This is a genomic window from Agrobacterium tumefaciens, assembly GCF_013318015.2.
Classification (GTDB): Bacteria; Pseudomonadota; Alphaproteobacteria; order Rhizobiales; family Rhizobiaceae; genus Agrobacterium; species Agrobacterium tumefaciens.
Genome location: NZ_CP115842.1, coordinates 795602 through 808994, shown reverse-complemented (window position 1 = coordinate 808994; position 13393 = coordinate 795602). Strand labels below are relative to the sequence as shown.

12 protein-coding genes and 1 tRNA gene are annotated in these 13393 nt (G+C 56.9%); 6 read left to right on the top strand and 7 right to left on the bottom strand.

All coding sequences use genetic code 11. The annotated features are described in order from the left end of the window. Window positions 1-347: 347 nt before the first annotated feature. The 4 genes from G6L97_RS17160 to G6L97_RS17145 all read left to right on the top strand — a co-directional run bounded on the left by G6L97_RS17160 (window position 348) and on the right by G6L97_RS17145 (window position 5769). Window positions 348-1583 (top strand): glycosyltransferase family 4 protein, encoded by a 1236-nt coding sequence (locus G6L97_RS17160; RefSeq protein WP_174003475.1) that lies wholly within the window; start codon window positions 348-350, stop codon window positions 1581-1583. Between the two features lie 161 nt (window positions 1584-1744). Then, window positions 1745-3232 (top strand): lipopolysaccharide biosynthesis protein, encoded by a 1488-nt coding sequence (locus G6L97_RS17155; RefSeq protein WP_035199578.1) that lies wholly within the window; start codon window positions 1745-1747, stop codon window positions 3230-3232. Beyond that, window positions 3217-4542, top strand: coding sequence for a polysaccharide pyruvyl transferase family protein (locus G6L97_RS17150; RefSeq protein ID WP_065662506.1), 1326 nt, complete (start codon window positions 3217-3219; stop codon window positions 4540-4542). Before G6L97_RS17155 ends, G6L97_RS17150 begins: the two co-directional genes overlap by 16 nt. Window positions 4543-4551: 9 nt before the next feature. Then, on the top strand, window positions 4552-5769 hold the full coding sequence (locus G6L97_RS17145; protein WP_065662507.1) for a glycosyltransferase family 4 protein: 1218 nt from the start codon (window positions 4552-4554) through the stop codon (window positions 5767-5769). A 54-nt stretch (window positions 5770-5823) separates the two neighbouring features. Here the strand turns inward: G6L97_RS17145 and G6L97_RS17140 are convergent, their stop codons facing one another. The 3 genes from G6L97_RS17140 to G6L97_RS17130 form a co-directional block, all read right to left on the bottom strand. Further along, window positions 5824-6615 (bottom strand): metallophosphoesterase family protein, encoded by a 792-nt coding sequence (locus tag G6L97_RS17140; protein ID WP_003511251.1) that lies wholly within the window; start codon window positions 6613-6615, stop codon window positions 5824-5826. 240 nt (window positions 6616-6855) lie between these two features. Beyond that, window positions 6856-7461 (bottom strand): transglutaminase-like cysteine peptidase, encoded by a 606-nt coding sequence (locus tag G6L97_RS17135; RefSeq protein ID WP_111800331.1) that lies wholly within the window; start codon window positions 7459-7461, stop codon window positions 6856-6858. Between the two features lie 146 nt (window positions 7462-7607). Further along, a complete protein-coding gene (locus G6L97_RS17130; protein ID WP_065662509.1) occupies window positions 7608-7910 on the bottom strand; it encodes a hypothetical protein in 303 nt (100 codons plus the stop codon). Between the two features lie 322 nt (window positions 7911-8232). On the opposite strand from G6L97_RS17130, the gene G6L97_RS17125 reads away from it, so the two are divergent. Further along, window positions 8233-8790: an HNH endonuclease gene (locus G6L97_RS17125; RefSeq protein ID WP_003511248.1), complete on the top strand. Its 558-nt coding sequence runs from the start codon at window positions 8233-8235 to the stop codon at window positions 8788-8790. 29 nt (window positions 8791-8819) lie between these two features. Here G6L97_RS17125 and G6L97_RS17120 read toward each other — a convergent pair whose 3' ends face one another. Together G6L97_RS17120 and G6L97_RS17115 are read right to left on the bottom strand one after the other, a co-directional pair. Further along, complete coding sequence (locus tag G6L97_RS17120) at window positions 8820-9335, bottom strand: disulfide bond formation protein B (protein WP_013761732.1); 516 nt, start codon at window positions 9333-9335, stop codon at window positions 8820-8822. A gap of 266 nt (window positions 9336-9601) precedes the next feature. Then, window positions 9602-9686 (bottom strand) — tRNA-Leu (locus G6L97_RS17115). A gap of 296 nt (window positions 9687-9982) precedes the next feature. Here G6L97_RS17115 and uppQ point away from each other — a divergent pair. Then, on the top strand, window positions 9983-10624 hold the full coding sequence (gene uppQ / locus G6L97_RS17110; protein WP_003511246.1) for a polysaccharide biosynthesis GNAT family N-acetyltransferase UppQ: 642 nt from the start codon (window positions 9983-9985) through the stop codon (window positions 10622-10624). A gap of 63 nt (window positions 10625-10687) precedes the next feature. Here uppQ and G6L97_RS17105 read toward each other — a convergent pair whose 3' ends face one another. Next, window positions 10688-11959, bottom strand: a complete 1272-nt coding sequence (locus G6L97_RS17105) for a GNAT family N-acetyltransferase (protein ID WP_003511245.1) — start codon at window positions 11957-11959, stop codon at window positions 10688-10690. Between the two features lie 8 nt (window positions 11960-11967). Next, a complete protein-coding gene (gene uppV / locus G6L97_RS17100) occupies window positions 11968-13383 on the bottom strand; it encodes a Wzx-type polysaccharide biosynthesis protein UppV (protein WP_038494164.1) in 1416 nt (471 codons plus the stop codon). Between the last annotated feature and the right edge of the window lie 10 nt (window positions 13384-13393).

Genomic DNA, 13393 nt, shown 5'->3' with positions numbered 1-13393 from the left:
TTTCTGAAATGAAATAAATATATAAATTAATGATATTATCTGCGGACGAAACAGAATTCACCGCTTCCGCCCGTACGTTTTTTCATATGAGAATGAAGCTAACACGGGACAGGTTCTTTTCGCAACACGGCACGACTTTTGTCGCGCCGCGAAAAAAAGCACTTGAAATGCCGTCAGTTCCCGTGCTTTTTGAAAGTGGATTTTTGGTTATTCATATTTTCAAGCGTTAAATCTGCTCTGCCTTTTGTGTTTTTTGCACATGTCTCATTGGTCCCGGAGTATCCGGGAACATGGGCGAGGCCAAGCGGAAGTCATAAATTTTCGATAAGGAAATAGAGCGTATCCGTATGCGAATTCTCCATCTCAGCAGCCTTTATCCGCCGCATATCGTTGGCGGGTGCGAACGCTCGGTCGAACATCTTGCCGAGGAACTCGTCTCCATGGGGCATGAGGTCGGTGCCGCCTGCATAGAGCGGCAGGCCGAACCCAAAACGGTGCGCAATGGCGTCAGCGTTTACCGCATGTTCCACAATAACGATTTCTGGCTCGAGGACTGGCCACAATATACGCCGCAGCAAAGGCGTATGCAGAAGATCAAGCAGCAATGGAATTTCAACGTCGAGAAGCAGTTCGAAGCCGTTCTTGACGATTTCAAGCCGGATGTTCTCAATACGCACTCGCTGCTGGATGTGACGACGCTGGTGTGGCGGGCGGCGCACAAGCGCAACATTCCGATCGTCCACACGATCTGCGAATATGATCTTTTGTGCGGTAACGCCGCCATGTTCAAGGGTGGCAAGCCCTGCGAACACATCCATCTCGGCTGTCAGGTGGTGAATTTCACCAAGAAATTCACGCAGCGCTACATCGGCGCGGTGGCAAGCGTTGGCACGGAAATCCTTAAAACCCATGTCGATCACGGGCTTTTCCATCACCTGCCGGAAAGCATGCGCCGTGTGATCTTTTATTCCTGCACGGTTCCAGAGGGCGACCCGGTCGCACGCAGGCAGATCGACCGAACCGGCAAGCCGATGACCTTCGGATATATCGGCCGCATCAACACGGAAAAGGGTGTCGGCAACATGGTCGACGCCTTCAGGGAAATCGGCCACGGTAACTGGCGCTGTCTTGTTGCCGGCCACGCGATGGACGATTCCATCGAACGCTTCAAGGCCCAGGCCGGCGACCTGCCGATCGAGTTCGTCGGCTGGGCAAAGCCGAAGGAATTCTTCGAAGAGATCGATGTGCTCATCGTTCCCTCCTTCTGGGCTGAACCTTCGCCGCGCACCATCTACGAGGCTTACGCGATGGGGGTGCCGGTCATCGGCGCGGCCTCGGGCGGCATTCCAGAACTGATCGGCGAGACCAACCACGACTGGCTGTTCGAACCGGGCAACGCCACGGACCTTGCCGCACGCATTCGCCGGGTGTTGACGCTTTCGCGCTCGCAATTGCCGACAGAGGCCGATTTCGGAAATATCGTCGAGGAATCCACCTCGCGCCGGGTGGGTGAGAACTATGTGAAGCTCTACGAGGACGTACTGGCGAAAAGCAGGGAAAGCCGAACCTTACGCGCATCTTAGACCGGCAACGGACCGGGTCCGTTGCAAGCGTTTCTTCCAAGGAAAGAGCACATGGTAGAAAGCAATATCGGCAAAGTCCGTTTCCCTAAGCTGGACTTCGATCGTTTTCTGGCCGCTGCGGTGGTCGGGCTGTCACGACCGGCTTTGCAGGCGGCAGGTTGATGGCGGAGCAAAGTTCGATAGGCAGCGCCGCGATAACAGGCGTTTTCTGGTCCATCGTCCAGAACTGGGGTGGAAAGCTTTTTACCTCCATTCTTTTCATCGTTCTTGCCCGGTTCCTCAGCCCCACCGACTACGGCATGGTCGCCACGGCGGGCCTGGTTCTGATGCTCATCCAGATGCTGTCGGAGTTCGGTTTCGCAGATGCGATCGTGCAGAAACGAAATCTGGAGCCAAGCGACGTCAATCTGCCATTTTATGTGTCCGTTGCGCTGGCAACGGTGTTTGTCATCGTTGTTTGTCTGCTGTCGCCCAGACTGGAAAGCTGGTTCGAGGTGGAAGGGCTGGCACCGATCATCGTGGCAATCTGTATATTGCTGCCGCTGAATACCGCCTCGCTTTTTCAGGAAGTCAATTATCGGCGTGCGCTCGCGTTCAGGCCGCTGGCAATAAGAACCTTCATTTCGAATATTATCGGCGGTGGCGTTGCGATTGCTTTCGCCATTATGGGCCTGGGCGTCTGGAGCCTCGTCGTTCAGACTTATGTTGCAACCATTGTTACGCTGATCTGGCTCTGGCGCAAACCGCACTGGCTTCCGGGCACCACGCTCAAGCCCGACACTTTTTTCGAATTGCTTCGCTTCGGCTCGTCGGCTCTCGGTCTGCGCATCGTGGATTTCGGAGCCACGCGGCTGATCGACGTCATGATCCTGGGGCGTTACGGGGTTGCTCTCTTTGGGCTCTACACCGTCGGCAGCAGGCTCTATCAGCTTCTCATGCAGCTGCTTCAGGCGGCGCTATATGATGTTTCGTTGACGGTGCTGTCCCGCATATCGCACGAGCGGGAGCGTATGGCGGAACTGTACAAGCAATCCATCACCATATCTTCGATCTTTTCGACACCGATCTTCGTGCTCTCGGCTGCGTTGGCGCCAGAGATCTGCAACGTCCTGTTCGGCGCGCAATGGCAGGGTGCCGACGCGGTTGCGCGGCCGCTGCTGCTGCTGGGTGCATTGCAATGCGTCCAGTTTCAAAACGGCCCGTTTCTGTCCGCACGCGGCAGGCCGGACAAGGTGCTGATTGCCGGGACGGTCAAGGCAATCTCTACCATCCTGTTGATATTGCTTGTCCCGACGGAAAACATCCGGGAAATCGTCATCGTGTTTGTCTTCGGGCAGCTCACTTCGACGCCTTTCACATTTTATTTTGTCGCCCGGGAACTCGGCATCAAGCTGTGGAGAATTCTCCTCCTGCTTTTGCCAAGCTTCGGTTCCAGCGGTCTCTGCTTCCTGCTCGTTCAGTGGATGCGACCTGAAGTTAAAATGCTGGGTGCGGGCGACCTCGTATCCGGCATCCTGCTCGGTGGTATGTTTGGCGTCGCATATCTGTTGCTTTTGGCTCTGACCGCGAGAAGCGAGGCCCGGTCCGCCATCGCCCTCATCATGAGCAAAATCGGTTCTCGAAAGGAAAGAAAATGCGCAAGCTCGTGAAAAAAATACTCCCTGCACCACTGCGTCGGAAGCTGGTGCAATATAACGAGCGGCGCAATCTGGATAATGCGGTCCAGCAACTCTTCAATGATCTGCAAGAGCTGAAGCACAGTATCAAGCCTATCAATGTCGGAGATCGGCTGAACCGGCTTTTGATCGTGGCTGGTGATCCCATCACCCTGTTCGGTTCCGCCGGCGATGACGCGATGATCACGGCGACCGTGCAGAATGCGCGTGCGAGCAATCCCGATGTCGAGATAGACATCCTCGTCGACGGAACGAATTTTGGCGACTCTGCTTTGCAGAGAGGCTTTGTTACCGTCGATATCTTTGGAAAGCCTGACTTCATCCAGGCCCTTGCCCAGCAATTTTCGGTGCGGAAGTACGATTGCATCGTCGTTGTGGGTGCCGACGTGATGGATGGCTATTATCATCCGCTGGTCAGCGCAAAACTTCTGGCAAGCGCTGATCTGGCTGCCGCTGCCGGGATCAAAAACGTTATCCTCGGTTTCAGTTTTAATGAAACGCCGCACCCCGCTTTGGCGAAGTTCTACAGCTCCCTTCATCCGGGGGTGTCGCTCAATGTGCGTGACGTTGTTTCCCTCGAGCGTCTGAACGCCTTTGCCACGGCCAAGGCGGCACTGGTTTCCGATTCTGCATTTAGCCTTGTCCCATCGGAACCCGATGAAGATACGATCTCGTGGATCGCGCGAAAGCGCGCCGAGGGATACAGGGTCATGGGCTTCAACCTGCATCCCATGCTGTTCAAGAATGCGGATAACGCGCAGATCGCGGCGATCATCAGGCGCGGGGCCGAAGCACTGGAGTTCGTTGCCGATGCAAGACCGGTCTGCTGGCTGGTCATTCCGCATGACTACCGGAAAGACGTGGGCGATCAGGCCTGCCTCAAGGCCATTACCGAGCTTGCTCCATCTTCACAGACGGATAGGGTTCGATATCTGGATGGCAGATGGCCAGCCCCGGTTTTAAAAGGCGTTGCCGGTAAACTTGATGGCCTCGTCAGCGGACGCATGCATCTTGCGATCGCTGCGCTGGGCAAGGGCGTTCCTGTGATATGCATTGCGTATCAAGGCAAGTTCGAAGGGCTGTACCAGCATTTCGGTCTCTCCGCGGCTGAGCTGCTTTCGCCCGCCAAGTTCCATACGGATGATGGCATCAAGAATGCCTTGATCAATTTTGTGGATCAGGCCGATGAGATTCGCGAAAAAGTCGGGAAGAAACTGCCTGAAATTCTGGACCTTTCCAAAAGGAATTTTCAGGTGTTCGAGACCTTCGCCAAGCAGCCTTGAGTCATTTTCATGAAAGTCGCTTTTGTTTCCGTATTCCCTGCCGTTCCCGCAAACGAGGGTGCGCGGAACAGGATTCTCCAGCTGACACGCGCCGTGCGTAGCCTCGGACATGAAGTGCATTTCGTCTATGTCGATACTCCGATGATAGCTGATTTCGATCCCGCGGCCCATGAGGTCGAGTTTGGGGCCGGGCATATGCACGTCGTGTCCAGGGAAACATGCGGGTTTGCAGCACGGCTCATCGACGACTTCAGGTTCGAGATTGGGTTGACCGCATTTCGAACCCGTCGAAAAATTCAACGGCTCCTTGGCCGCGACAGCGGTTTCTACAATTACCTCGACGAGTTCTATTATCCGGAAATAGGCAGGCAGGTCCTGGATCTTCAGCGTCGACTCGGGATCAACGCCGTTATCGTCGAATATGCCTTTCATTCGAGAGCTTTTCTTGGGCTGCCGGATGATGTGCTTCGCATTCTCGACACGCACGATTCCTTCGCCGATCGTCACAAGGCGTTCGTGAACACGGCCAACAGATTTGGGTACTGGTTCTCGGTTCCGCCGGACGTGGAATGCAAGGCATTCCGCCGCGCCGATGTCGTTGTCGCCATACAGGAAGAAGAGGAACGTTCGTTCAAGCAGCGGCTGGCAGGAGAGCCGCCGGCGGTTGAAACGGTGAGCCATATTCTGGATCTCGGCCAGAGAGTGGAAGACTTCACTTCCGCTGATTTTCTGTTTCTCGGTTCAGGCAACGACGCGAACGTCATTTCTCTCAATAGTTTCCTTCACAATGTCCTGCCTTTGGTGAGGGCGGCCCGTCCGGACATTCGCCTGGTGCTGGCAGGTAGCATATGTGGCAAGGTCGAGGACATGGAGGGGGTTCTCAAGCTTGGCCGGGTGGAGAACTTGAAGGATGCGTTCACACGCGCGCCACTTTCCATCAATCCAATCACGCTTGGCACGGGCATCAATATAAAACTGCTTGATGCTCTGGCTGCGGGTGTCCCAACGATCAGCACCCAGACGGGTGTGAGGGGGCTTTCAGAAGGATATCGTGGTGGCGTGATTGTCGTTGAAGACGGAGATCATCAGGCCTTTGCCAATGCCATTGTGCGGCTCTCTTCCAGTCGGGAGCAGCGGCAGGAATTGGGAAACAATGCGTTCCTTGACGCTGTCGAATGGAACCGCCGGCAAATGACGGTGCTCGGCAATATTCTGAAGGGCAAATAAATCGCGATTGTGATGCGTCTGGCTGGTGCAACCTGATCCAACGATGGCAAGCCATCAGGCAATAAGTCGTGGCCCCGCATCCGTCAGCTTTAGAATGGTAAGCCTGCCCGTCGTAAACGCTCCGGTGTCGATGCCGATCCGTTGCGGACCTGTCTGTGGTTCCGGCGCCGGCGTATGGCCGTGGATGATGAGAAGGTCCAGTCCCGCCCCTTCCGACAGGAAGGGTTCCCTGATCCACAACATGTCCTCATCGGTCTGCGCCTCAAGCGGCACCCCGGGTTTAAGGCCGGCATGAACGAAAAAATAGGGTCCCATGCGGACGCAGATAGGCAGGCTGACTAGAAGTTGCCGATGGGCCTGCGGGATCGCGCCAATCAGCGCATCCCTGAACGGCTGGAGCCGCAGACGGCCGTTGTTCATGAAGTAGCTGATATCGACCCCGTAGGACAAAAGCGTCTGGCGGCCGCCGAAATCCAGCCAGTGCATGTTGTCTTGCGGATTTTCGAGGAAATCGCTGAAGAGCTGTTCGTGATTGCCGCAAAGCGAGATGCGGCGCAGGGGCGCCGGCGGTGGTTGCAGCAGATGCTGGAGAACACCGCACGAATCCCGGCCACGATCGACATAGTCGCCCAGAAGAATAACCAGAGCGGGGGATGGATTGCTTGCGAGATCGGCAAGGATTTTCTGTTCCGCCTGCAAAAGCAGATCGAGGCTGCCATGGACGTCGCCAATGGCATAGATCGGAAAAGACGGAGATTTGTCGCCGAGGTCTATTCTGCGCCGCCTCCGGTCGTCGCGGGGGGCTGGCTGTTTACGACCGCGAATCCAGTTTAGCACTTTAGGCATAGATGCCGATACTGTCTCTCTTGCACGAGGTCAAGAGTGTTGAAAGCCAATGCCACAGAGCCCGTAAAACCCGGGTCCATGCAACGGCTGCGGCATCCGCCAAAGCCCTGTCGGACAAAGCTATCCGGGGCAGGGAATTGCGAAAGCCGGTGTCGATTTTCGCAAGGCGCGCCGCGGCAATTGAAGAGGAACGGAGCGCCCCCTTCCTGTTCGAAGATGACTATCCTGTGCGCGATAGACCTAGAGTTTCAGCCAGACACGCGGGTTTTCGTGTGACTGGATCTTGATCCATTTCAGGTCAACCGCTTTCCAAGGTTTGACGACGTTGGTGCGGTTGTCCAGCACCAGATCGCCCTGGCTGGTGCTGACGACCAGAACGGCGTGGCCTATGCCGGTGGGGGTGCGGGCGGTGGCAATGCGCAGGGCGCCCGAGGGCCAGCCGGCGCGCAGAAGGCGTTGCCGCTTGGTCACCGCGTAGTCGTCACAGTCACCGCTTGCGGGGTTCAGATTCCATTCGTCCTGTCCGTCCGCTTCGCTTGTATAGACTATCGATGTGTTGATCTCGGCGTTGATGCGCTGGAGTTCCGTGCGCTTCTGCTTGGTCAGTTCGACCGTGTCGCGATCACCAATCCGGACACATTGGTCGGCGGCGTCGTCGCAAAATTTTGCGAAGGCGATTGGGGCAATTGTCGGGCGGCTTGTCGTCATGAACAGGCCGGGGCGCGATGCGGTCGGGTTCTGCGCCAGGCCCGCAAGCGGGGCGGCCGATGCCATTGTCGCGATGCTTGCCGCCACGCTGACGGCAACTGCCAAAGTCTTTGCCAGACGGATTTGTCTCTTCGCCATGTCTCTGCTCTGCCCGGTTGTTGTCTCTTGTGCATGGCAACATAGCGACCCTTCGTTGCGGGCCGTTTAAGTCGATAGATTGCTTTTTAGCGAAATCCAATTTTATTAAAGCGAGATAGAGTAGCGGGAAACCGGTGCGATGGCGCTTACTTGCAGCGGGTGCGGCCCTCGGCATCTATGATACATGTCTGCTGTGGCACAGCGTTTCGGTACTCACGCCGCGTATCGGTTGAGTTGCTCCGACTTGCCGGCGGCCGGTCGTAATTGCGGTAGACCTCGAAATTGCGCCCGCCGATCGTTCCCTGCGCACCGCCACGGCCATCCGGCGTGACTTCGAAATTCTGATATTGCTGGGCAGAAGCGGAAGCGGGCAGGACCATAAGCACGCCAAAGGCGCCAGCCGCCAGGCCCTTCCATAACGCTGCCGTTTGGTGCCTGCGCAAGATCATGGCCGTTTCCTTCCCTCGACAGAACGACAGATACGCATTCTGCTTTCCCAATCGTTTGTCGCGTTGACTATATCACTGATCTCGCATTGAGGGTGAGAACGAATATAGCGTTCGTCGGCAGGCGAATCGCTTCGGTACCGCTGGGGCGCATCACCAGATAGTGGCCAGACGACTATCTCGCCGCCCGATTGTCCGGAACGCAAAAAAGACGTTTTTAGAGCTGAAAAATTAAGCTCTTCTCCGCTGCATTTATGGGCTTCACAATCCTGTAACAACGGACCTAATATACAAGTGCAGATGCCGAATCGATCAGGAGAAGCCCTTGACGATTGCAGTTTCACCACAGGCCCTGCCGGCGCTCGTTCTGAACGCAGACTACAGGCCACTGAGTTATTATCCCTTGTCGTTATGGTCCTGGCAGGACGCGATCAAGGCCGTCTTTCTAGACCGTGTGAACATCATTGCAGAATATGATCACGCGGTGTCGTCACCCAGCTTTTCCATGCGGTTGCCGAGCGTCGTCAGCCTCAAGACCTACGTCCAGCCCACCCGCAACCCCGCCTTCACACGCTTCAACGTGTTCCTTCGGGACAAGTTCGAATGCCAATATTGTGGCACGCGGGACGACCTGACCTTCGATCACGTGATTCCCCGCGCCCATGGCGGCGAAACCACGTGGCACAATGTCGTGGCGGCCTGCTCTCCCTGCAATCTTAGAAAAGGCAGCAAGCTTCCCAAGCAGGCGGGCATGTTCCCGGCGCAGAAGCCCTTCCAGCCGACGGTTCAGGACTTGCACAATAACGGGCGGCTGTTCCCCCCCAACTACCTGCACGAAAGCTGGATGGACTATCTTTACTGGGATACCGAGCTGCAGCCCTGATCCTGAGGACTGCAACGCGGCTTTTCCGTTTAACGGCTTTTCCGGCTCGCGCCAAAAAAGGCAACGGCCGCAAGCGCAACGCTTGCAATGACATTCCAACCGGCAAACGAAAGGCCGAGCACCCGAAGTGCAGCGTCGTTGCAGGAGGGTGCCTTGATGGCATTCAGATTGCCAAGCAGGTCACCGGCATTGGTGGTGATAGATGGCGCACCCGTGGCGCAGGTGATAGGCCCCGCCCAGAAACCCCATTCCACACCAGCGTGATAAACACCAAGCCCGGCGCCGATCAGCATCGCCACGCCGATGAGGGCGAGAAGCAGCCGCGTGATCTGAACCGGCAGCTTGAAGATGCTGGTCGCTATGGCCAGAATACCCAACGGAATGGCGTAGTAGTAGGGATCGCGCTGCAAAAGGCACAATGCGCAGGGCGTATAACCGCCAATATGCTGGAAACCGAGGGCGGAGCCGACAGTAAAGATCATTCCCGCCGTTACGCCAAGAGCGGCGAGCGTGCGGCTGTTGTCGGCGGTTGTTGCAGTGGCCATAATGTTTTCCCCAAACTTCACGAAGAAGCAGATATCCCGAACGGGCTTTCAAAAAGGCGGGCGTGATGGCGAAATTAAGTCGCCGGTTCAACGGTGTATTCCCGGATTCGTCTAATCCAGTCCTTTGCATCTGGCAAATGAAAGCCCGGTAATATTCGAGGGGCGAATGAGCAAAGTTTCGTGAGTGTCTTGATGGCCGCGAAGCAATCGACCGGTCTTTCTGAAAGACCGGAATAAAACGAAGAAAATCAATGCGGTTTTGGAAATGGTACCCCAAGCCGGGATCGAACCAGCACTCCTTGCGGAACCGCATTTTGAGTGCGGCGCGTCTACCAATTCCGCCATTGGGGCAACGGTGGTAATGCCACGGCGTCTATCACGGTCAATGGCATGCGTGCAACCCCAAAGCTGATTTTTCCTGTCTAATGACGTGCGTTTGCAGCCTTCATTTCGGAGCTTTTACCGGGCGGGGAATGAAAGGAGACTGGCGTTTGTCCGTCCCGTATCGGTACACCGACGGTTGTGGCGTTAAAGCAATATTAGATACCACTAATAAATTAGAATATACACAATTGCTAATTGAATTATGATGTTTGCGTGGAGTTTCCACGCGGGGCGGGAGAAGCCAGAACTCATAGGAGGAAATTATGAGGGCGCTTTCTCGCAATTTGTTACTGTCTGCCTGTCTGATTTTACCGGTCAACGCCCACGCGCTGGATATCGGGATTGGCGGTGAGAACGGGGTGAATGCCAGTGTGGGCGGCAATGGCAGCGGTGGGCTCGGTGTCGACGCTTCCGTTGGTGGCAGCAATGGCGTCAATGCCAGCGCTGATGTCGGCGGCAGAAGCAGTGGCGGACTGGGCGCGGATGTCAACGCGTCGGTCGGTGGCAGCAGCGGGGTCAATGCGGATGTCAACGCATCCGTCGGCGGCTCGAGCGGTGTCAGTGCGGGCGCCAATGCTTCGGTTGGCGGCTCCAGCGGCATCAATGCCAATGTTGGCGCGAATGTGGGCGGATCGAGCGGTCTTGGCCTTGGTGTCGGGCTTGGCATCGGCGGCTCCAGCTCACCAGGCAATCCGGGGAACCCCGGTAATCCGGGCAATCCTGGAAACCCCGGCAACACGGGGCCGGTATCGCCCGGTGGCATGCGCAATGCCATACAGGCCTATAACGACATGTCGCGAAACGAGCAGATCAAGCTTGCCCGTCGTTGTGTCGACATTCTCGGCGGCGGATATGACGCCGCACTGACGCAATTGTGCAAGATGATCCGGACGGCCTCGCGCTGACGCAGCGTCAGCCCCGTGGATAGTCCGATACCAAACCGAAGGATGCTGCGGCATCCTTCGGGACTAACTGTTCTTGCGCCCGAAGGAGAGGATTTTCTGGCGCAGGCTGCGGGCGAGGTTGCGGGTGTTGCGATACATGTCCACCTGCGTGGAAACCTGTCGCACGTCACGGTCGCTGTTCTGCGCAAGCCCGACGACCAGAGTGCCCATTTCCTGCCGTTCCTGCCAGAAGCGGCTCATGATCGGATGATCGGGCACTGCGCAGCTGTCGCTGCGCAGAATATTGGCGTCGTCCAGCTGCCAGTCGGTCAGTTTCTGCACCAAGAGTTTGCCGGGTGAAAACCGCGAATAGGATTCGTCAAAGGCGGTCTTCCACGTATAGGCCTCGCCAGCCGTCATGAAGACGATCATGGAGGCGATGGCGCTGCCATTGAGATCGATGGTGTGAATGCGCACCGCATCCGCTTCGGCCAGATTGGTGATTGCCTCGCGGGCGAAGGCGGCGCGATAGCGGTCGTTCACCAGCGCGCTGCGTTTGCGGCCTTTCCAGCCACTCGCTTCCAGCGCCAGGAATTCCTCCATGCGGTAGCGTATGTCCTTCGGTTGCCGGGTAACGGTGTAGGAAAGGGCCCCGAGTTTTTCGAGCTGTCGCCACTGCCTGCGCATTTCCCGCAAATGATGCGGCGCAAGTGAATTGCGCAGATAGGCTTCGCCGTCCAGAAGGCTCTCCAGCATCGGCCGCTGATAGTTACCAGTCGTCGTCACCGGCAGGTTGCGGCTGATTGCTATGGCCTTGAACATCCGGGCAAAAGGCCCTTCAAGCCGTACATCCGGCAGTACCAGAACATTCGGCAGGCGCATTTCCCGGTCGGAAAGCGCATCGAAAAGATTGTCGAGCGTCTCTGCGGCACCTTCGGTATCGACCAGCGGCGTGCCGAGAGGGCCGAAGGGGTTGGCCCAGCCACGGATGATGGAGGGACCGATGGAAAAACCCGGCTTTTCCACGGTGAAGGGCATCAGAAAGCGCATGCGGCTTCTAGCGCCGTTCTCGTCGCGAATAAGGGCGAAGCGCACGGACTTGTCATCGATACGCGGCATGGCGGGCGCAAGAAGCCGCCCTGTGAAGAAGACATTTGCCTCCATGACGCGGTTGGACAGGAAGTCGAGTTCTTCCTGCATGTCGTAACCGAGCCGGCCAGGATAGATGCAGAATTCGCGGCCATCGCGTCCCACGCGCCGGCTGCTGTCGGCCACGGGGCGGTCACGCTCCGTAGACGCCATCAGCGCAGCGATGCGCGGGTCCTGAAAATCCGGATTCTTTGGGTCGCTGGACATGCTTATCGTTACACCGCCTTCCCAGTGTCTTGACCCGCCCGGGGATCGTTGAAGGCGAAAAGGACGATCCCGAGTGTGCGGCGAATGGCAATATGCAATAGCACAGCTTCTACGCACATTGCTATCGCCACAGCTGCCGCAGCGCCAGTCAGACCATAGACCGGAATCAACACCATGTTGAGTATAATGTTACAACCGAAGATAATAATATAAAGAGCTACGCACAATTTTTGTTTGCCGGCCATATTCAGCAGCGTTTCTCCCGGGCCGATCAGTGCTTTTGCGAGGAAGCCGGCAAAGAGGAAGAACATCAGCTTGTAACCCTGTACGAAGCCGGGACCGAACAGGGACAGCAAAAACGGCCCTGCCAGAAGCACGAGACAGCCAACGGCAAGTGATGGCCAGAAGGCCCAGCGCGCCGCCTGGCTGGCGAACCCGGCCAGCCCCTGCCTGTCATTGGCAGCAATGAGCGCGGCCAGACGTGGGGCCGCAGCCGCCTGCACGGAAAAAAACACGAATTGCATCAGCACGATGGTTTTTGCCGCGGCAAAATAGATGCCGACCTGATCCGGCGGCAGATATAGACCGACGATTACCACATCTGAGTTGGTCATCAAAAAACCGATGCCGTCGATCAGGAACATCGGAAAGGCAAACCGTATCCACGGACGGAAATGCACCCTGCGGGCAACGCTGCGGAAATGCCGGTTGAGCCGGCGGTTCATGAACACGAAGTGGAAAAGCGTGGTGACATAGGTGGCCAAAAGGGCCGCAAGCATCGCTGTCGTCGCGGTTTTTTCCGCGCCGAGACGGATCGCCACCAGCATGAACAGCAGGATCAGCACCGGGCGGATGATATAGGTGGGGCTGAGGGCTGAAACCGCCCAGCCGTTGGCACGAGCTGTCCCGTTCAGCACATCGCCAAGCGCCACCATCGGCAGGGTGAAAAGCGCCAGCGAAACCGGAATGAGGTAATAGGCGGAGATGCGCTCGCCGAAGAAATACAGGAAGACGAAACCGAAAAATGCAAGCGCGCTGGCCGAAAGCATGGCGAAGAGGCGCGCTGTCGAGGTCAGACCCATGATCTTGTCATGGGCATCCTCCAGGCGGTAGCCGGGCAGAAAGCGGATGACGGTGGTGTGAAAGCCGAGACAGGAGAGGTTGCCGAACAGGATGACCAGAACCCAGACAAAGGCGAACAGGCCATATTCGAATTCGCCCATCAGACGGGCAAGGATGATCTGGGAGATGAAAGCGATACCGGCGCTGATGATGCGTACCGCAAATGCGACGAGCGCCATGCGCTGCGCCCGGGAGACATCGTCTCTGCCGGAAACGACGACGGCGATTTTTGCCCCCAGCGGCGCCAGTTTAGCGCGCAGGCCTGCGGGTAAGGCTTTTTCCGCCGTGTTGAGGATAGCCATAATCCACACG